We start from the raw sequence: 17,576 nt of genomic DNA on the forward strand, positions 1-17,576 counted from the left end.
TGCTCGGGATCTGTACTGCGCCCCAGTGCAGATCCCGAGCCGTGGTCACCGTGTGCGGGGCCTGTCACCTCCGATACCGCTGCGCCACGGCCGTGAAGGCGGCCTTGGGTTCCCATTCCATGTCGGGGTAGGTCTGTCCCCGGCGCCCTTCGAGGAGTTTGACGATGCCCAGGCCGGCCCGGTCCAAGTCGTTCCTGGGGTCGCCGTCCGGGCGGTGCGGGTAGCCGGGCAAGGCGAACAGGAACACGAACGCGCTGTCCACGCCCTCGGTCTCGAAGATCTCCAGCAGTTCGCTCAGATATGCGGCCTGGCCGGCCTCGTCACGCTCGTATATGCCGTTCAGGCGTACCGGGGCCTTGGTCTGCGGGTCGTACTCGACCACTTCCAGCACCCGTCCACCGCGGTCTCCCGCGCCGCGGTAGGCCGCGGTGCCGAACCCGGTGATGGCGAGCGGCTTCGAGCCTTGGGCCAGGGTGCGCACCGCGTCCCGGAACCGGTCGGCGACCTCGGCGGAGCGGATCAGCTCGAACGTCACCATGTCGAAGGGAGTCCAGTCGACCTGCTCGAACTGGATGGATGCGTAGGTGAGCTTGCCCTGGAAGCGCTCGCGGACCGTGGCCGCGGCCTCGCGGAGGAAGGCGTTGATGCGCCCGCCGAGCTCGCGCATCGCTTCGGCCCGCCGCTCGGGTTGGCTCATCAGCTGCTCGACCCGCTCCTCAGGGCTCTCTCCGGACAGGAACCCGCGGTTCATCACGCTCAGCTCGACCCCTGCGACGAACACGACTGTGGCCCCCTGCTGCCGGAGCCGTTCCGCTCGCTCGGCGCAGTCGCGGAAGAGCATGAGGATCTGCTCCGGATCCAGCTCCAGCGGATAGGGCGAGAACCAGACCTCCAGGCCGAGCTCGGCGGCGGCACCGGCGGCCAGCTCAAGTCGGTCCGGGTCGCCGCCGATGATCTGGATCGCGTTGCAGTGCAGGTCGCCGCGGATGATGGCGAGCTCGCGCCGGACCACCGCGGGGTCGAAGTGCTCGCGGGATATCTGGCCGTGCACGACGAATCCGGTGTCGTAGGTCATTCCTCTTGCTCGCATGGTGACGTCCTCTCTGTCGGTCTCGGTCGGGTCGAGGCTGACAGGAAAAGTGCGTGCACGCAAGTTTGCGTACGCGCAACTTTGCGCGTGCGCAGCCCTGTGTGGAACGCTGACACCGTGACGACACCACCACCAGGGCTGCGGGAGCGGAAGAAGCAGGCCACGCGCGAGGCGCTACGCGAGGCGGCCCTGCGCCTGGCCGTGGAGCGCGGACCGGACCGGGTGCGGGTCGAGGACATCGCCGAAGCAGCCGGGGTCTCGCCGCGCACCTACAACAACTACTTCGCCAGCCGCGAGCAGGCGATCGTCTCCGCTGTTACCGCGGACCGGGAGGCGCGCATCGCCGCGGCGGTCGCGGCCCGGCCCGCAGGAGTGCGCCTGGCAGACGCCATCACCGAAGCAGTGGTCGAGCAGTACACGAACACCGGCGAGCGCGAACACAAGGCGCTGCTGCTGATCACCACCCAGACCGCGCTGCGCGACGCGTTCCTCGATACCACCGCCGGCATCGAGCCCCCTCTCACGGCGGTGATCGCCGAACGCCTGGACGAGGCCGAAGCGCACACAGCCCGCGTTCTCGCGGCAAGCGTGGCCGCGGCAGTTCGCATCGCACTGGAAGGCTGGCTCCGGCCGACCGGGAACGCAGAGGCCGCCGAGTTCGGCGCCGGAGGACTGGTCGTGCCCTCCGGCTCACTGCCCGACCAGCTCCGCACGGCGCTGGCCCCGCTCGCGCCCGCGTTCGACGCCGCCGAGCAACACACCCATCCGTGAAGCCGACTCAACTGGGGCATCCGCTGAACAAACAGTAGATCCGGAACATGCCGATGCACCCGGCCATCATCCTCGGCAGCCGATTCAACGTAGATGGCGCTATGTCAGGTCGCGATCTACGACTGGAGCATTAAGGGCTGTCCCGTAATCCCTGGCGGGCGCACGACGCTCCAGACGATCGCGGAAGAAGTGGCGGCGGGCCGCCTCAAGGCGAAGCCCTCTCGAGTGTTCCGTTTCGACGAAATACACGAAGCCCATCGCATGATGGAGTCCGGCGAAGCAAAAGGCAAGATGGTCGTCGTTCGTAATTGACCTGCTACCTGTCGCCAGCGACGGCCACCCACCGGGGTTCGGCACCGTGCTCCCGGTAGCTTCCCTGTCCAAGGACAGCAATCGACTGAGCTGCTCGAATCCACCTCGGGCCGCCGGACTGCTCTCGGCGCCCGTGCTCCGGGCGGTGTCTGATCTACTGCCTCGACGAACCGGAGGCTGGGAGCAAAACGATGGGTGTTCTGACCGACTACTTCCGCGCGGCGGACGCCGCATCGGTTGTGCAAGCGCTGGAGCAGACGGATGGCGGGTCCCCACTCGTGGGCCCGGAGTGTCCTGTCTTCGACGGAGTCGAAGCCAAGCGCGTGGACCCGGCCGTCATCCTGGCGAAGCTGATCGCTGCCATCCAGCAGATTCCCTGGCGCGTGGATCTGGTCGAGGAGACGACCGTGTGGCCGACCTCCCCAGCCCCCGGCTCGGACAACCTTGAGGACGAGGACAACCCGTGGGTAACGGGGCCTTGGGTGTCAGAACTCCATCCTCTGGCACGGGACACTCTGGCGGCAGTGGGCGACTCCGAAGTGCCAACCATTGTCGCTAGGTGGGTGCAAGCAGAGGAACTGCGCGGAACGCGCGTCGAAGACCTGCAGCCGCTGGCCGAAGAGCTCATCCTGCTCGCCAGGCGGGCTCGCGAAGCCAGCGAACAGCTCTACTGCTGGATGTCTCTGTGAGGCTGCCCGAGCTGGATGTCCGCATCACCCCGTCCGAGCGGACTGTGTTCGCTGTCACGCACCACGAACCGACTGCCTTCATTGTCGAACAACTGGCTTCGACGGCAGCCGACAGTTACTCGGAGGCTGCGGGGCCGCCCGCGTGATGACAAGAGCTGGAACATCCCGTCAAGGGCGCCGTCGGCGTCGCCTGAGGCGATGACCTTCGGTCACCCTTGACCGGCCCCCCGCCTGGCCTCCGGTCAGCTGGCCCGGGCTTGTTCGGCTTGAGCCTTGGTGTGAGCGGGGCGGAAGGACTCAGTCCCACAGTCACCTCGAAACGGCTCCCGCAGCCACGCATATAACCATCCGCGCGAACCACGACACCAAGTGACCCGCCCAGACCGTCGTACGCCTCAGCCGACCGGCTCGTTCCGCAGGGCCGTGGCCAACTGAGCCCGCGTTGTCACGCCCAGCCGGGGAAAGATCTGATACAGGTAGGACCCGATCGTCCGCGGTGACAGGCCGCACTCCGCACCGATCTGACGGTTCGAGAGCCCCTGACCGGCAAGGGTGGCGATGCGCAGCTCCTGCGCACTGAGCAGTCCCGCGGCCGGCGCCGGCCGGGGCACACCCGAAGTGACGGTCCCCGCACTCTCCCCGGAGGCCCGTAGCTCCTCGCTGATCCGCGCGACACGAGCCTCCGCTCCCATCATGGCGAAGGTGGCCGCCGCCTGGCGCAAGGTGACGCGGGAGTCGGAGAACTCGCGCCGCCGTCGCAGCCACCGCCCGTGAGCCAGGCGCAGAGACGCCTCCAGGAAATGGTGGTGGGACAGGTCCATGGCGAAGGCCCGCTCGTACAGCGGCGCGCCGTGCTGATCGTCCGCCAGGACGGCCTGTGCCACAGCGAGTCCGACCGAGACGATCGGGGCGTGCCCGGGCCCCAGATCCCGCTCCAGCTGCCACAGCCTCGCACGTGCCTCGTCCACCGCGTTCACGGCGTCCGCCGCCTCTGCGAAGGGGACCAGGGCGAACAGGGCAGCGGTACAGGGTGAGGGGGCGGCGAGAAGGCGAGCGAGGGTCGTGTAGCCGGCGGCGAAGTCGCCGCTCTCCACCTGAGCCCACCCGGTGCTGACGGCGACGATGTCGTCCATCGCGGCCACGGACCGCCGCGCGACGTCGCGCGCCCGCGCATCGTCCCACGACACCACGGTGCCGGTGCGCAGACCTCGGGTGAGCTGTTCGAGGAGCCCCGCCGCGGTCGTGTGGTGGTCGTGGCCGCGCTCCTCGGCGCTCTCACCGCAGCGCCGGAACGCCCGTTCGGCCTGCCCCCAGTTGCCGGTCACCAGGTGTGACAGTCCCTGCCGGAGAAGTACGCCGGGCATGAGGTCGTGCAGGTCGTGGAAACGGCAGCGGCGCTCCGCCTGCCGCTGCAGATCCAGAGCCTGCAGGGGCGCACCGGTCAGCAGGGCCGCTTCCCCCAGGCGCTCAAGGTCTCGTACGGGCAGGTCGCCGCGCCCAAGAGCGTCGGGCAGGCGCTCGATGACGGCTGAGGATCGTCGCAGCGGCATCGCAGTGGCCATGGCGTGCAGCAGCCGTGGATCGTCCGCCCTGTCCGGCAGCCGGTCGAGAAAGGAGAGGAGTGCGCCCGCGCGCTCGATGTCCTTCGTGACGGTGGGGGCTACGAGCTGGGCCAACTCCAGCGCACTGTCCTGTTCGGCGGCGCCGACGGGCGTGGGCCAGGCGGCCGGATCCGCAGGTCGAGCGGGACTGCTCTCCAGCCGTGTCAGTGTCTCGGCGCAGAGGGTGCCCAGGGGTCCCAGCGGGAGGCGCAGTGCACGGTGGGCCAAGGTCCGCGCCATGCGCACCCAGTCTGCGCCGTAAGCCAGTTGAGCTGCCCGCAGGAGGCAGCGCCCCTGGTCCTCGGGCCTGCTGTACAGGTCGGCGGCGCGCCGCAGCAGACGAACGGCGGTGCCCGGCTCGTTCTGCCGCAGTGCGTGGCCGTGCACGTCTTCGAGGCGGGCGGCGAGTTCCGGGTCGGGCCCCTCCACCGCTTGGGAAAGGTGCCACATGTGCCGGACGGATCCCTGTTTCAGCTCGGCGGCCAGGGCTGCGTGGGCGGAGCGGCAACGCCGTGGACCGGTGCCGTGGACCACGGCACCGGCGGTGGCGGGGTGGCTGAAATGCAGTCGCATTCCGTCGAACATCACGATGCCCTGGCGTTCCGCGGGTTCCACGGCCGCGAGATCCAGGGCGACGCCCCCGAGCCGGGAGGCGGCCGACAGAAGGGCCGGGATGTCCGCCGTCGGGTGGAGCGCCGCCACCAGCAGCAGATCTCGGGTCCCCGCCGGGAGCTGTGCGGTCCAGGGGGCCAGGGCGGCGGCCAGCCGGTCGGACGAGGCAGGCAGGTAGGGAGCGGAGTGGTCGGCCTGGGTGGGAAGTTCGAGGAGGGCGAGGGGATTGCCGGCCGCGGTCGCCAGCAGCTCACGCTCGGTCCGGGGATCGTTGCCCGGACGCGTCTTCGCCAGCAGGGCGGCGGACTGGGCCCAGGGCAGCGGATGGAGCAGCAGTTCGGGAAGGCCCTCCGCAGACGCGGGACGGGTGTGCTGTGGGCGTGCGCTCATCAGCAGACCCAGGGGTCGGCCTGCGGTTCTTCGGGCGACAAAGGCGAGAACGTCCCTGCTGGGTTCGTCCAGCGCGTCCCAGTTGTCGACGACGATCAGCAGGGGCTGGTCGGCGCTGACCGCCTCAAGAGCGCCGAGAACGGCGAACGACATCCGGCCCCGGTCCTGCGGAGCCGGGGCGCCATCGACCAGCAGCGTCTCCAAGGCGTGGAACTGCCGGCCGGTCAGGAGCCGACGCGCATCCCCCAGGACAGGCCAGAGGACCTGAAGCAGACCGGAGAGCTCGGGCGGACGACCGCCGCGTATGCCGGTGCACCGCAGTATCCGCGCGCCGGCGGCGGCTGCCGACCCGGCACCGGCTTCCAGGATCTCCGACTTTCCTGATCCCGCGGCGCCGCGAACGACCAGGGTGGCACCGTCGGTCAGAGCGTCGCGCACGAAGGCCCGCAGCACCTCCAGCTCGCCCTCACGTCCCACGAGCCTCGAATCGTTCACCGGCTCGTACGGAACGGTGGCGCCGATCGACAGCGGGTGGTGGACGGCCTCTTCGGCGGAGAAGAAGGCGCTCTGGGTCTGCGTGTTCATGGGTGCCCCTGTTCCGGGCCGTTGAGCGTTGCCAAGTGGACCAAGGGGGCGCCCTCGAGCCTGACTCCCATCCCACCGGACCCACGGCTGCGAGAACAGGCAGTTCGCATGCAGCTTGCCCCGCAGTCGATCCGGCGTGCCGCGGACGGTTCCTCGGTGGAACGACCTGTTCGGCCTCCGTCAGCCGAGTTGCTCGGCCAGTCCGACGACGATGCCCTCAGGGCCGCGGACGTAGCAGAGCCGGTAACTGTTCTCGTACTGCGCCAGCTCGCCGATGAGTTCGGCGCCGTGGGTGCGCAGGCGGGCAACGACGCCATCGATGTCGTCGACCGCGAACACGATGCGACGCATGCCCAGCGTGTTCGCCGGCGCGTCCTTGGGTTCGGCGCTGATCGCCCGCGGCGTGTGGAATCTCGCCAGCTCGATACGGCCGTGGCCCTCCGGGGCCCGCAGCATCGCGACGTCCTGCCGGTCGGTCTTAGAGGAGCTCCCCCTGGATTCTTCGGGTGAGGTCAGGCGTGGCTGAGGATGACCAGCAGCGCGGTGCCCTCGGCGAGGCTCTGGGTGACGAGCGCCACCTGCCGTACCCGCAAGGCCGGTGCGGCCAGTGCGATGAGCAGTGACACAGCGCCGACGCCCGCACTCCACTCGGCCAGCCAGTTCGGCAGCCCGGGGGTGCACTGCTCGCCGTAGGTGATGCACCGGGAGGCATGGTCCGAGGCCAGCGTGAGGATTGCGGTCGCCACGACCGCCGGCACGAACAGGAAGGCGACCACGGCGGCCCACAGCCGTGTGCGGTCCGTCGGCGACTGGGACTGGACCGGGGGAGCGGGGACGGAAGTGGATGCGTTCATGCCGTCATCCAACGGGGGCGGCCGGCGTCTTACAGCCGCCCAGATACTCAGACCTCGGGAACCGCGTACTCAGGGGCGTCGGCTCCTGTCGCCGACGCATCGCCCAGTCCCTCGGCCACCTCGCCGTCCGCCAGAGCGCCTGCCGCCTTCTCAGCAGGTGGAGTGGACTTCGGACTGCGGAACAGCCTCCGCCTTGGCCCGCAGTGCCGCGGCACGAGGAACACGCAGACCGGTGAGCAGGTCGGCGGCTCGCATCCAGTGCGCCCGCGCCTGTGAATGGTCTCCGAGTTCAAGCAGGGCGGATGCGAGGTGGTCCAGGGTTTCAGCCTGCATGTAATCGTCGTGGACCTCTTCGAGGATCCGCAGCGACTCCCCGTAGCTGACGGCGGCGGCATCGAGACGGCCCAAGTGTTGCTGGGCAAGGCCGATGGAGTCCCAGACGGATGCTTCGCCGCTGCGGTCCTTCACCTCCCGCAGCATGGGCACCGCTTCCTCGCACGTGGCAATGGCCTCCTGGTACTGGCCCAGCATGGCGAGGCAGAAGCCCACACCGATGAGTGTGCGCGCGATCTCACCGGTCCGAGAGAGCCTGCGGGCGATCGCCAGACTCCTGCGCGCGTGCTGCAGTGCCTCCTCGTGGCGCTGCTGACGACCACGCAGAAAGCTGACATTGCGCTCGACGCGGGCCTGGTGCTCCGTGGGCAGCCGCCGCAGTTGCCCGAGCATCATGCCGATGGGCTCGTCAGCCTCGTTCATCCGCCCCGTCTCGACCATGGCGCGCGCCAGGTGCGCGCTGGTCCGCGCGATGGCGACCGGGTCGTCGAGGACAAGGGCTGCGTCGAGCCCGATGCGCGAAGCCGAGACCTCCTCGGCCCAGCGCCCTGCCGCCGCGTTGTAGCCCATCCATTCCAACGTCAGGTTCACACGATGACGGAGCAGTCGCGGATCCTGCATGCTGCGCAGAGCGGTCGCGACGGACGACTCCTCCCGGTGGAACCAGTCCAGTGCCTCCTCGCGATGGTCGACGGTGACATGCACGACGCCCGGCGCCGGTGCATCGCCCACCTCGGAGGGGAAACGCGAGACGAACCGGCCGGCGGCGTAGGCGTTGTGGCGCAGGTAGTCCAGCAGGCGGATTTCGGCGCCGACGTGGTCGTCCTTCTCCTGCTCCATGAGTTCGATGCCGTAGGCCCGGATCAGGTCGTGCATCACGTAGCGGCCCTCGGCGTCCCGCGAGAGCAGGCTGGCTGCGGTCAGCTCACGCAGACGCCGCCTCGCCATCGGCATCTCCACGCCCGCGAGGGAGGCGGCAGCCTCGGCGGACACCGCCGGTCCGGGATGAGCCGCCAGATATCGGAAGAACCGTGCCGGCTCCTGGTCGAGCGCCCGGTAGGACCACGAGAAGACGGCCCTGACATCGACCCGCCGGTCATCGGCCGCAAGGGCGTCCAGCCGCGGCCGAGCCTTCCGCAGCTCACGGACGCTGTAGCGCAACGACAACTGTGGGCTTCCGCTCAGCTGCGCGCCGACGACGGCGACTGCCAGTGGCAGGTACCCGCAGAGTTCGACGAGTTCGGCGGCAGCGTCCGGCTCGGACCGGCACCGGTCGTCACCGATCCGGGCGGCGAGCGCGGCGAGAGCCTCTTCCTGTGTCCACAGGTCCAGGCTGATCGTGGAGGCGCCCTCCGCCGCGGTCAGGCCGGGCAGCTGGTTCCGCGAGGTGATGAGGGACAGGCAGCCGGCAGGGGGCAGCAGCGGCCTGACCTGTTCGGCGTCCCGCGCGTTGTCCAGAACGACGATCAACTGCCGGGATGCGGTCCGCTCCCGGAACAGAACACCGCGCTCCTGGGTACCGGGCGGTATGTCGCTGCTCGGTACCCCGAGTGCCCGCAGGAACCCTCCCAGGGCCTCACCTGGGTCCAGAGGGCGTGAGGACTCCTCGAACCCGCGCAGGTTCACATACAGCTGGCCGTCAGGGAAGCGATCTGCCACCTGGTGAGCCCAGTGCACTGCCAGTGTGGTCTTGCCCACCCCAGCCATACCGCCCACCGCGGCGATCACGACATGCCTGCCGTCCCCGGCAACTTGGTCCATGGTTCCGTGCACGGCCTTCAGTGCCTTCTCATGCCCACGGAACACCGCGAGATCGGGAGGCAGTTGCCGGGGAACCTGCTGCGCCCGCAACGTGGACGCCTGCACAAGGCGCCGACGCTCGCCCTCGTCCAGTTCGAGAGCATCCATCAAGTCGCTCAGCGTCGACTGGCGCGGAAGGCTCCGGCCACGTTCCATATCGCTGATGGCCCGGACACTCACCCCCGAAGCCTCCGCAAGGCGCTCCAGTGTGAACACAGACCGCTGCCGTGCCTCACGCAGCAGGCGGCTGAACGTCTCCTTGCTCATTCCACTCCCTGGTGCCGCGCTGTCAGATGCCTGTTGAAGGGGCGGCGGTGTGCTTCGGAATGTCACGAAACGTAGCAGTTCTGGAATGGAAATTCACCGTGAGTCTCATATGGTGAGCCCACCTTGAGACAAGATGAGGTGTCGCCGTCCGGGGAGCGGGTTCTCCCACGTACGTCGCGAGTACCGAGGCAACACATGTGTCATGCTGCCGGACAACGACTCCGGTTCGTCTCCGATGACTTGCCCGCCTATGTGTGGGCGGCCGGATCCCTCGTCGGCACAGTCCTCGTCTCCTTCTTCCTCGTCGACATTGCTCGCTCCGGTGCCGCCGCCGACGACGTGCGGGCCGGGGAGCGAGGCGCGGTGCGCACAGGCTGAAGTGCGCTGTTGTCCAGGCCGGCATGCGACACGGGTCTGCCCTTCATGTCCTGAGCGCGCCAGCGATGGACCGAAAGCTCCAAACGCGTGCGACGACGTCCTTGACGAGACGGCGGCCGACCGCGTCGCAGCCGGGCGCATCGGGCGATACGCCAGGTGCCTGGTCAGCGCCGAGGACCGTTCTCTTTGCCGCGCCGGATCCAGTGCGCCCGGCGCTGGTAGCGGGCGACTGGCGGGGTGACCGCTGGACCGTGCGACGGCGCGGCCTCGCCGGTCGGTGGCGGGGTCGGGGCGGGCGTGTCGCTGGGCGGGCGGAGCCCTTCCGCCGAGTACTGCGTCGTGGCGATGCTCTCCACGAGCTGCTCTTCGGTGAAGCTCTCCGAACCGGGCACATGAGGTACGAAGCCGATGAGCACCCCGTCGCTGACGACTTCCGCGTCGAGCCCCGAGGCCCCGTCGACGTCCCACAGCGCCTCGATTCCCTCGTCGAGGACGACCCGGATCCCGAACTCGTAGACACCTGCCTCTACCAGATGGGCCATCACGCCACGGGCACGAAGCGCCGACACCAAACGGCCGGCACGTTCCGAATCCATACCGGGCGCACCTCCTTCGAGTACGGGCGCACGAAGGGGACAACCGAACGCAGGCACGTCCCGAGTGCCTCGGAACCGTCCTGGCGAACGGTGGCCGTGCCGGTCACCAGGGCGAACCGGCAAGGATCCCTGCCGTACGGCCGCCGCCTCTGTCAGCTCTCGGTATGCTCCGCCAGGCTCTCACTCTCCGCCCGGGACGGCCGGGTGCGCCACATGGCCGGATACTCGGCCTCGGCGGGATCCGCTTTCCCTTCCAGCCTCTCCCCTTCGGCCTGTGACGGCGTCGGGTACTTGACGTTCTGGCCCATGACCGCCTCCGCGGCCGCAACACGTGCCTACAAAATGAGCCTAACGCGTCGCCCGGTTGACGGCCTGGGCTGCCCGCATCGCCGCACAGGCCTGGCCCGGACAGCAGATGCTGTGCGACTTCGAGCTCGTCGTCGGCCCGGCCGGAGTCGGTGAAGGCGGGAACGAACACGCGCTGGGCCCGACTGGTGGTCCGTCCACCTGCTGTTGCGGTGCGGCTCCGTTGAGAGTGAGCAGGCGCGAGGGGCGATCCGTGCCGGTCGGTGATCAGGTGCTGCTGCCCGGACGCGGGCCGGGCGGGTGTGTCGTGGTGTGGCTGTTGTGTGCTGTCTACGGTCGTAGACAGCACACCGTATGCTGGTTTTCATGACTGGTGAACAGCCGTCTCGCCGACGGGACGCGGCGGCGACGCGTGAAGCGATCCTGGCCGCCGCGGCCGTGGAGTTCACGGAGCACGGATACGACCGGGCGGGGGTCCGGCAGATCGCCGAGCGGGCGGGCGTCACGGCGATGATGATCAATCGCTACTTCGGCTCGAAGCAGGGCCTGTTCGCCGAGACGGTCGACCGCTCCTTCGAGCCGCCGACCGTCGTTGGCACCCAGCGCGGTGATCTGACGCAGGCGATGGCCCGGTCCCTTGCCGAGCGCACGGCACCCGGCGCTGAGCGTCTCGATCCGTTCCTGTTGATGCTGCGCTCCGCGTCGGACCCTGAGGCGGCGGACATCGTTCGGCGGGGGATCGAGGCGCATGTGGGGGCGCGGCTGGCGGGGCTGATCGGTGGCTCGGAAGCCGACGTCCGTGCCCAGTTGGGGCTGGCGCTGGCTGCGGGGACGTGGTTGTTGCGCACCGTCGTCGGTGTCGGCGCGCTGGCGGCGGCCGACGACGACCGCCTCGCTCAGTTGCTGGCCGACATGCTCGAACCGGTCACGGGTCAGGCCCGGGTCCCGGGCTCCGGGGCGTAGATGGCGCTGTCGTCGGTGGGAGGGGTGCGGGGCGTTCAGAAGGCGGAGCGGATGAGGCCGCCATCGACGCGGATGGTGGCTCCGCTGACGTACTGCGCGTGCCGGCTGCACAGGTAGGCGACTGCTGCCGCGATCTCGTCCGGTTCGCCGAAGCGGTTCTGGTCGTTGGGGATGAGGGCATCGACGGCGTTCGGGTGGATTTCCTCCCAGGTCTGGCCCCAGCCGCGGGCCGGTCCGATCTGTGTGACGAGGTCCTTCACGCTGTCCACGAGGATCGCGCCGGGGGACACCACGTTCGAGGTGACGCCCGTGCCCTTGAGGTCGCGGGCGAGTGAGACGGCGAGGTTGTGGCGGGCGGCGAGCGTGGCGTTGTACTGCGGGTGGGTGTTCATCGGCTGGGAGGCCAGGCCGCCGCCGATGGTGACCACACGCCCCCAGCCGCGCTCGCGCATCGCCGGGACCAGGTGCTGGATCATCCGCACGCCTGAGACGACATTGACGTTGTAGGTGTCATTCCACTCCGTGGGCGTCGCCTCCACCCACGAGAGGTGCCGGTAGAAGCCGGCGTTGTTGACGAGGATGTCGATGGGGCCGTCGGCGGTGGCCGCCCGGGCGACATCGGCGGCGCCGGCGTCGGTGGCCAGGTCGCCCAGCGCCGTGGTGGCCGTTGCGCCGGCCGCACGGACTGACGCCGCGACCGCCTCCACCCGGTCCTTGTCGCGTCCGTGGACCACCACGGCTGCACCTTCGGCTGCCAACATCCTGGCCGTTGCCTCGCCGAGCCCGGCACTGGAGCCGGTGATCAGCGCGCGCTTGCCGGTGAGTTCGAGGTTCATGTCCTGTCTTCCTTTCCTGAGCCGGCCACCCTCGCGCCCTGACGGCGCGGGCGGCGAGCGGCCACACCAGTAAGTATACAGCTGTAGACTTACTGCGCCGCGACAGAACCGCCGAGGCAGCGGCAGCCACCACACCAGGGCCGCCGGCCGAGCAGGAAGTGCACCTGTCGGGCCCTGTGGTCCTCATCAGGAGTGGGTATGCGCGGGGGCCTCGGGCGGGCCCAGGTCTCGGGTGGGGGGCCGTGCGGACGAGATCGGGACGGGCCAGCGCACGACGGTCGCTCTGCGCCGCCGAGCCCAGCTCGGTGATGCCCCAGCCCGGGAAGGTACGCGGGCGCCGTTTTCCGCTCTCCCATTTCCCGACCGACGGCTTCCTCTCAGAACAGGACGCGGCCTACTCCGGCGGCCGCGTAGGCGTCGTCGAGTTCGCCGCCGAAGAGGGTGACGGGGATGGGCTCGTCGGTGCCAGGTTTGCGAGCGGTCTTCTTGAACTCGGTGATGTGGTCGAGGATGTGGGGGCGGAGTATGGGGATCCATTCGTCGCCGTGGGCGATGACGCGTCGGGCGACGTTGGCGCCGAATTTCATGACCGGTCCTCGTGCTGGTCGACGGCGATGACGATCTTGCCGACCTGGCCGCCGGCCTCCAGGTAGCGGTGGGCGTCCGCGATGGCCTCCAAGGGGAACGTCTTGTGGATCACGGGGGCGAGCTCTCCCTTGGCGAGGCCGTCGCTGACGAACGCGACCGCTTCGGCCCGCCGACGGTCGTCGGTGGTGATCTCGAAGAGTTCGAACCCGTGGATGGTGAGGTGCTTGAAGAGGACCTCGCCGACGTTCAGCGGGGTCGGCGTGCGGTCGAGAACGCCGTAGACCACGATGACGGCTTCGTGGGCGGCGGTCTTGACCAGGTCGGCCAGGGCCGGACCGCCGACGGGGTCGAAGATGACCCGGGCGCCTTTCCCGCCGGTCAGCTCCCCCACGCGTGCGGCGACGTCCTCCTCGGCGGTGGCGATGACCTCGTCGGCCCCGGCCGCCAGGATCTGCTTGCGCTTGGCGCCGGTGCGGGTCAGGGCGATGGCCCTGGCCCCGGCCTTGTGGGCGACCTGGATGGCCGCCAGGCCGACGCTGCTGGACGCCGCGGAGATCACGACGGTGTCCCCGGCGCGGACGCCCGCGAGGTCGACCAGGCCGCCGTAGGCGGTGACGAACTGCATCCACACCGACGCGGCCTCCTCGAACGACAGACGCTCGGGGTGGGCGACGACCGCGCCGGCGGGTGCGAGGACCGCCTCGCCGTGCATGGGGTTCGAGCTGCTGCCGGTTTGCTGCACTGAAGTGAGTGGTGGTGAGCGGGAGTGAGTCCTGTCGGCGGGTTTGGGGGTGGGGACAGGGGTTCTGTGGTCGAATGGGTGACCTTGGCGGCTGCTGCTCGTTGGGCTGGACAGCGGGTGTCTGGCCTTTGTGGGCGGGGGTGGCGCGGTGGGTGGCGTGCGGGAGTTGGCCGGGTCCTTCGTGGTGCCGGGGCCTTGCGGGGTGGCGGTCCGGGACCGTCTGGGGCACCTCACGGCCCAGGACGAGATGGTGCTGCGTGCGGTCGGTGAGCACCAGGGCCGTCTGGCTTCGCGTGATCTCCAGGCCCGCTGTGCGGACGGTCTGGAGCACAGTGCGGACAGCTGGGCGTCGCGTAAGCGGGACCTGACGCCGCTGTCGTCGTCGCGGATCGCGGGTGCGATCACCAAGGCCACCCACGATCAATGGGCGCTCACGCGCCGTTGCCAGGCAGCACACATCCAGACGCTGGCAGCCGGGATCAGGACGCTGCGGCACCGCCTGTCCCTCCCGATCGGGGAGAAGGGCACCAAGCGGGCGGCGGGTGGCTACCGGTCGAAGAGCGAGTGGTTCCGCAAGTCCCGCCGCCTCGCGATGCTGGAGGCGCGGCACGCTGCTGCTGTTGCCGAGTGGCAGGCCGGGCGGGTGCGGGTGGTGCGGGGCGGCAGACGTCTCCTGAACACCCGCCACCACCTTGCCCAGGCCGGGCTCACCGAAGAGCAGTGGCGGCAACGGTGGGAGGCGGGGCGCTGGTTTCTTGCCGCTGACGGTGAGTCGGGGAAGCGGTTCGGGAACGAGACGATCCGCGTCACCCCGGACGGCGAAGTGTCCATCAAGCTGCCCGTCCCGCTCGCGCACCTGGCCAATGCCCGGCACGGCCGGTACGTCCTCACCACCCGGATCGGCTTCGCGCACCGGGGTGCGGAGTGGGCCGACCGCATCGAAGCGAACCGGGCCGTCGCCTACCGCATCCACCTCGACACCCGGCGTGGCCGCTGGTACCTCACCGCGTCCTGGCAGCGCCCCGTCGTGAAGACCATCCCGCTGGAGGCCGCCCGCGCCCGGGGCATGATCGGTGTCGACACCAACGCCGACCACTTCGCCGCCTACCGGCTCGACCGGCACGGCAATCCCGTCGGAGACCCGCGCCGCTTCGGCTACGACCTGTCCGGGACCGCCGGTCACCGCGACGCGCAGATCCGCCACGCGCTGACCCGCCTGATCCACTGGGCCGAGCGTGTCGGGGCCGCCGCGATCGGCATCGAAGACCTCGACTTCACCACCGAGAAGACCCGCGAGAAGCACGGCCGCCGCAAACGGTTCCGGCAGCTCATCTCCGGTATGCCGACCGGGAGACTGAAGGCCCGGCTGGTGTCGATGGCCGCCGAACACGGCCTGAGCATTGTCGCGGTCGACCCCGCCTACACCTCCCGGTGGGGTGCCCAGCACTGGCAGAAACCGCTGGTCACCCCCCGCCGCACCTTGTCCCGTCACGATGCCGCGGGCATCGCGATCGGGCGACGCGCCCTCGGGCACCCGGTCCGGCGTCGGACGGCACCGCCCCCGCACGACCGGAGCGATCGTGCGGGGCATCGGACCGCCCAGGCCGGACCAGGCACCCGAGGACGTGAGGGAACCCGCCCACCCGCAACGGACCGGCCCCCTGCAGGGCCGTCACCGAACGGGACGCGAACGCGGGAACCCAGCGCATCCCACACCGCTCGGGATGCGCCCAGTACGCAGCAGTGGGTCCCGAACTCACTCACGCACACTGGCTAGGAACGGTAGTCGGTCATGGCGAACGAGGGCACCACACTGACCGCCTCGCCCACGCTCAGCCTGCTTACGCCTTCCCCGAGAGCTTCGATCACACCCGCGGCCTCGTACCCGATCCCGGAGGGGAAGACGGGGTCGATACCGTACTGGCCGAGCCGGAACATCGACTCCGCCCGGTTCGGGCCCAACGCCCGGGTGCGGATGAGGACCTCGCCCGGTCCCGGGGCGGGGACAGGGACCTCCTCCAGGCGCAGGACCTCGGGGCCACCAGTCTCATGGAAACGGACAGCGCGGTTCATATCTGACTCCTTGGATGCATGTGATCGACGAAGGCCCCGTCTCCGGAGGCTGCGGACACCGCGCCTCCGGGCGGTCCACCCCCGCGGAGGGGCGGATTACACAAGGCATCGGGGCTGGGGTGTGTCCGGCGCGAGGCCGGGGATGCGTCAGGCCGCGCCGTGGTTGACGGTGACGACGATCTTGCCGACCTGGCCGTTGGCCTCCATGTAGCGGTGGGCCTCGGCTATCTCGGTGAGATCGAAGGTGCGGTCCACGACCGGGGTGAAGGATCCCGAGGCCAGGCCCGCGTTGATGAACGCGACGGCGCGGGCGAGGCGTTCGGGGTCGGCAGTGATCTCGAAAAGGGTGTAGGTGCTGCTGTTGAGCGCGGGGAAGGACTGCGCGTTCGGCAGCGGGGTGGTGCGCGGGTCGAGCGCGCCGTAGACGACCAGGAAGCCGCCCGGGGCGATGCCCTGGGCGAGGGTCTCGACGCCGGGCCCGGCGATCGGGTCGAAGACCAGGCGCACACCTTCGCCGCCGGTGATCTCCTTGATCCGGGCGGGCAGATCCTCGTCGTTGGTCACGATGACGTCGGCCGCGCCCGCGTCCAGCAGGCGCTGCTTCTTGCCCGGGCCGCGGGTGGTGGCGATCGGGATCGCGCCGATGTGGCGGGCGATCTGGATCGCCGCCAGACCGACGCTGCTGGAGGCGGCGGTGATCAGGACGTAGTCACCGGGGCGCACCCGGCCGCTCTCGGCCAGCGGGCCGTAGGCGGTGATGTAGGCCATCCACACCGCCGCGACCGTCGTGGCGTCGACGTTGGCCGGGCGGGGAACCACGGCCGATGCCGGAAGGATCACGTGGTCGCCGTAGGTGCCGTACTCGCTCTGCAGGAACGCGGGCACGACAGCGATCAGGTCACCCTCGGTGAACGACTTCACGCCCTCGCCAACGGCCTCGATGACACCAGCGGCCTCGTAGCCCAGCGTGGAAGGGAAGACCGGCTGGTAGAAGTACGCGCCGTCCCGGTACATGATCTCGGCCCGGTTCAGGCCGATCGCATCGACACGGATACGCACCTCACCCGTCCCCGGAGCGCGGTCCTCGACCTCACGGAGGGAGAGAACCTCGGCGCCGCCGAGACGGTCGAACTGTACGAGCTTTGCCATGGTGCACCAGTCCACAAGAGAAGCAGATGGGGTAAAAGCCGCATTCGTGACGCGACGCCATCCACACTGCCCCACACTTCGATGGCAGTCAAATTTTGAGCGTCATCGAAATATGTACCCGGGGCGCGCACCCAGCCCGCTCAGGCCTCTTTCGCCTCCGCGACAGAGGCCGCGATGACTGCCGAGAGCAGCCCGGGGAACCGCTTCTCCATCTCGTCGTTGCGCAGCGTGTTCATCTTCGCCGTGCCCACGTAGTACTGACGGATCACGCCCGCCTCACGCAGCACGTTGAAGTGATGCGTGAGCGTCGACAGCGAAACCGGCGCCTCGAACGTGCCGCAACTCAGATCCTCACCCGCCCGAACCAACTGCGACACCACCAGGCGACGCACGGGATCCACCAGCGCCTCCAGAACCTGCTGAAGGGAGACCTGGGCCAGGTCAGGATGATCCACGGTCCGAGCGGCAGCACGAGGACGAGCCACGGTGACTCCTTGAAGAAAGCGTAGGTGCAATCCATCCATACTACGATCGCCATCGAAGCAAGCCTCAATCTGACAGGTGCAGCCGACTCAGCCCGGGCCTCGGGAACCGGTGGACAAGCGCTGCCGGGAGAGCACGGTCCGCCGGAGTGACGCGTG

At 69.5% G+C, this 17,576-nt stretch carries 18 protein-coding genes and 1 pseudogene; 6 read left to right on the forward strand and 13 right to left on the reverse strand.

Going from position 1 to position 17,576, the window contains the following annotated elements:
• Positions 1-64: 64 nt before the first annotated feature.
• Positions 65-1,075, reverse strand: coding sequence for a hypothetical protein (locus ACFU8W_RS26805; protein WP_384042293.1), 1,011 nt, complete (start codon positions 1,073-1,075; stop codon positions 65-67).
• A 132-nt stretch (positions 1,076-1,207) separates the two neighbouring features.
• Here ACFU8W_RS26805 and ACFU8W_RS26810 point away from each other — a divergent pair, with 132 nt between their 5' ends.
• The 3 genes from ACFU8W_RS26810 to ACFU8W_RS26820 all read left to right on the forward strand — a co-directional run bounded on the left by ACFU8W_RS26810 (position 1,208) and on the right by ACFU8W_RS26820 (position 2,862).
• Positions 1,208-1,861 carry a TetR/AcrR family transcriptional regulator gene (locus ACFU8W_RS26810; protein WP_384041995.1) on the forward strand — a complete coding sequence of 218 codons (654 nt, stop codon included), beginning with the start codon at positions 1,208-1,210 and terminating at the stop codon, positions 1,859-1,861.
• 93 nt (positions 1,862-1,954) lie between these two features.
• Positions 1,955-2,173, forward strand: a complete 219-nt coding sequence (locus ACFU8W_RS26815; protein WP_384041998.1) for a zinc-binding dehydrogenase — start codon at positions 1,955-1,957, stop codon at positions 2,171-2,173.
• A gap of 191 nt (positions 2,174-2,364) precedes the next feature.
• Complete coding sequence (locus tag ACFU8W_RS26820) at positions 2,365-2,862, forward strand: hypothetical protein (RefSeq protein ID WP_384042001.1); 498 nt, start codon at positions 2,365-2,367, stop codon at positions 2,860-2,862.
• 395 nt (positions 2,863-3,257) lie between these two features.
• On the opposite strand, the gene ACFU8W_RS26825 is transcribed toward ACFU8W_RS26820, so the two are convergent.
• From ACFU8W_RS26825 to ACFU8W_RS26840, 4 genes and pseudogenes are all read right to left on the reverse strand, one after another.
• On the reverse strand, positions 3,258-6,050 hold the full coding sequence (locus ACFU8W_RS26825) for an AAA family ATPase (RefSeq protein ID WP_384042004.1): 2,793 nt from the start codon (positions 6,048-6,050) through the stop codon (positions 3,258-3,260).
• Between the two features lie 180 nt (positions 6,051-6,230).
• Positions 6,231-6,521: pseudogene (locus ACFU8W_RS26830) on the reverse strand (VOC family protein); the annotation flags it as partial.
• Between the two features lie 41 nt (positions 6,522-6,562).
• Complete coding sequence (locus tag ACFU8W_RS26835) at positions 6,563-6,904, reverse strand: hypothetical protein (protein WP_384042007.1); 342 nt, start codon at positions 6,902-6,904, stop codon at positions 6,563-6,565.
• Positions 6,905-7,054: 150 nt separating this feature from the next.
• Positions 7,055-9,304, reverse strand: coding sequence for a tetratricopeptide repeat protein (locus ACFU8W_RS26840; protein ID WP_384042012.1), 2,250 nt, complete (start codon positions 9,302-9,304; stop codon positions 7,055-7,057).
• A gap of 195 nt (positions 9,305-9,499) precedes the next feature.
• Here ACFU8W_RS26840 and ACFU8W_RS26845 point away from each other — a divergent pair, with 195 nt between their 5' ends.
• The gene (locus tag ACFU8W_RS26845) at positions 9,500-9,682 is read left to right on the forward strand and encodes a hypothetical protein (RefSeq protein ID WP_384042015.1); all 183 of its coding nucleotides are present in this window, start codon (positions 9,500-9,502) and stop codon (positions 9,680-9,682) included.
• 164 nt (positions 9,683-9,846) lie between these two features.
• Here the strand turns inward: ACFU8W_RS26845 and ACFU8W_RS26850 are convergent, their stop codons facing one another.
• Positions 9,847-10,278, reverse strand: a complete 432-nt coding sequence (locus tag ACFU8W_RS26850) for a hypothetical protein (protein ID WP_384042018.1) — start codon at positions 10,276-10,278, stop codon at positions 9,847-9,849.
• A gap of 152 nt (positions 10,279-10,430) precedes the next feature.
• Positions 10,431-10,586: a hypothetical protein gene (locus ACFU8W_RS26855; RefSeq protein ID WP_384042021.1), complete on the reverse strand. Its 156-nt coding sequence runs from the start codon at positions 10,584-10,586 to the stop codon at positions 10,431-10,433.
• Between the two features lie 364 nt (positions 10,587-10,950).
• Here ACFU8W_RS26855 and ACFU8W_RS26860 point away from each other — a divergent pair, with 364 nt between their 5' ends.
• Positions 10,951-11,547, forward strand: coding sequence for a TetR/AcrR family transcriptional regulator (locus ACFU8W_RS26860; RefSeq protein WP_384042024.1), 597 nt, complete (start codon positions 10,951-10,953; stop codon positions 11,545-11,547).
• Between the two features lie 35 nt (positions 11,548-11,582).
• Here the strand turns inward: ACFU8W_RS26860 and ACFU8W_RS26865 are convergent, their stop codons facing one another.
• The 3 genes from ACFU8W_RS26865 to ACFU8W_RS26875 all read right to left on the reverse strand — a co-directional run bounded on the left by ACFU8W_RS26865 (position 11,583) and on the right by ACFU8W_RS26875 (position 13,713).
• Complete coding sequence (locus ACFU8W_RS26865) at positions 11,583-12,383, reverse strand: SDR family NAD(P)-dependent oxidoreductase (protein WP_384042026.1); 801 nt, start codon at positions 12,381-12,383, stop codon at positions 11,583-11,585.
• 377 nt (positions 12,384-12,760) lie between these two features.
• Positions 12,761-12,970 carry a hypothetical protein gene (locus tag ACFU8W_RS26870; RefSeq protein ID WP_384042029.1) on the reverse strand — a complete coding sequence of 70 codons (210 nt, stop codon included), beginning with the start codon at positions 12,968-12,970 and terminating at the stop codon, positions 12,761-12,763.
• Positions 12,967-13,713, reverse strand: a complete 747-nt coding sequence (locus ACFU8W_RS26875) for a zinc-dependent alcohol dehydrogenase family protein (protein ID WP_384042032.1) — start codon at positions 13,711-13,713, stop codon at positions 12,967-12,969. Before ACFU8W_RS26875 ends, ACFU8W_RS26870 begins: the two co-directional genes overlap by 4 nt.
• A 148-nt stretch (positions 13,714-13,861) precedes the next feature.
• On the opposite strand from ACFU8W_RS26875, the gene ACFU8W_RS26880 reads away from it, so the two are divergent.
• Positions 13,862-15,490: an IS200/IS605 family accessory protein TnpB-related protein gene (locus ACFU8W_RS26880; protein ID WP_384042035.1), complete on the forward strand. Its 1,629-nt coding sequence runs from the start codon at positions 13,862-13,864 to the stop codon at positions 15,488-15,490.
• On the opposite strand, the gene ACFU8W_RS26885 is transcribed toward ACFU8W_RS26880, so the two are convergent.
• The 3 genes from ACFU8W_RS26885 to ACFU8W_RS26895 all read right to left on the reverse strand — a co-directional run bounded on the left by ACFU8W_RS26885 (position 15,487) and on the right by ACFU8W_RS26895 (position 17,459).
• Complete coding sequence (locus ACFU8W_RS26885; protein WP_384042039.1) at positions 15,487-15,786, reverse strand: alcohol dehydrogenase catalytic domain-containing protein; 300 nt, start codon at positions 15,784-15,786, stop codon at positions 15,487-15,489. The genes ACFU8W_RS26880 and ACFU8W_RS26885 overlap by 4 nt on opposite strands.
• A 147-nt stretch (positions 15,787-15,933) precedes the next feature.
• The gene (locus tag ACFU8W_RS26890; RefSeq protein WP_384042042.1) at positions 15,934-16,935 is read right to left on the reverse strand and encodes a zinc-dependent alcohol dehydrogenase family protein; all 1,002 of its coding nucleotides are present in this window, start codon (positions 16,933-16,935) and stop codon (positions 15,934-15,936) included.
• Between the two features lie 140 nt (positions 16,936-17,075).
• Positions 17,076-17,459 carry an ArsR/SmtB family transcription factor gene (locus ACFU8W_RS26895; RefSeq protein WP_384042047.1) on the reverse strand — a complete coding sequence of 128 codons (384 nt, stop codon included), beginning with the start codon at positions 17,457-17,459 and terminating at the stop codon, positions 17,076-17,078.
• Positions 17,460-17,576 lie beyond the last annotated feature (117 nt).

Origin of the sequence: Streptomyces sp. NPDC057565 (genome assembly GCF_042801455.1) — a bacterium.
GTDB lineage: Bacteria > Actinomycetota > Actinomycetes > Streptomycetales > Streptomycetaceae > Streptomyces > Streptomyces yanii.

Coding starts and splice junctions, on each gene's coding strand:
- ACFU8W_RS26805 (WP_384042293.1), bottom strand. CDS start 1,075: ATGACCTACGACACCGGATTCGTCGTGCACGGCCAGATATCCCGCGAG.
- ACFU8W_RS26815 (WP_384041998.1), top strand. CDS start 1,955: ATGGCGCTATGTCAGGTCGCGATCTACGACTGGAGCATTAAGGGCTGT.
- ACFU8W_RS26820 (WP_384042001.1), top strand. CDS start 2,365: ATGGGTGTTCTGACCGACTACTTCCGCGCGGCGGACGCCGCATCGGTT.
- ACFU8W_RS26825 (WP_384042004.1), bottom strand. CDS start 6,050: ATGAACACGCAGACCCAGAGCGCCTTCTTCTCCGCCGAAGAGGCCGTC.
- ACFU8W_RS26835 (WP_384042007.1), bottom strand. CDS start 6,904: ATGAACGCATCCACTTCCGTCCCCGCTCCCCCGGTCCAGTCCCAGTCG.
- ACFU8W_RS26840 (WP_384042012.1), bottom strand. CDS start 9,304: ATGAGCAAGGAGACGTTCAGCCGCCTGCTGCGTGAGGCACGGCAGCGG.
- ACFU8W_RS26845 (WP_384042015.1), top strand. CDS start 9,500: ATGTGTCATGCTGCCGGACAACGACTCCGGTTCGTCTCCGATGACTTG.
- ACFU8W_RS26850 (WP_384042018.1), bottom strand. CDS start 10,278: ATGGATTCGGAACGTGCCGGCCGTTTGGTGTCGGCGCTTCGTGCCCGT.
- ACFU8W_RS26855 (WP_384042021.1), bottom strand. CDS start 10,586: ATGGGCCAGAACGTCAAGTACCCGACGCCGTCACAGGCCGAAGGGGAG.
- ACFU8W_RS26860 (WP_384042024.1), top strand. CDS start 10,951: ATGACTGGTGAACAGCCGTCTCGCCGACGGGACGCGGCGGCGACGCGT.
- ACFU8W_RS26865 (WP_384042026.1), bottom strand. CDS start 12,383: ATGAACCTCGAACTCACCGGCAAGCGCGCGCTGATCACCGGCTCCAGT.
- ACFU8W_RS26870 (WP_384042029.1), bottom strand. CDS start 12,970: ATGAAATTCGGCGCCAACGTCGCCCGACGCGTCATCGCCCACGGCGAC.
- ACFU8W_RS26885 (WP_384042039.1), bottom strand. CDS start 15,786: ATGAACCGCGCTGTCCGTTTCCATGAGACTGGTGGCCCCGAGGTCCTG.
- ACFU8W_RS26890 (WP_384042042.1), bottom strand. CDS start 16,935: ATGGCAAAGCTCGTACAGTTCGACCGTCTCGGCGGCGCCGAGGTTCTC.
- ACFU8W_RS26895 (WP_384042047.1), bottom strand. CDS start 17,459: ATGGATGGATTGCACCTACGCTTTCTTCAAGGAGTCACCGTGGCTCGT.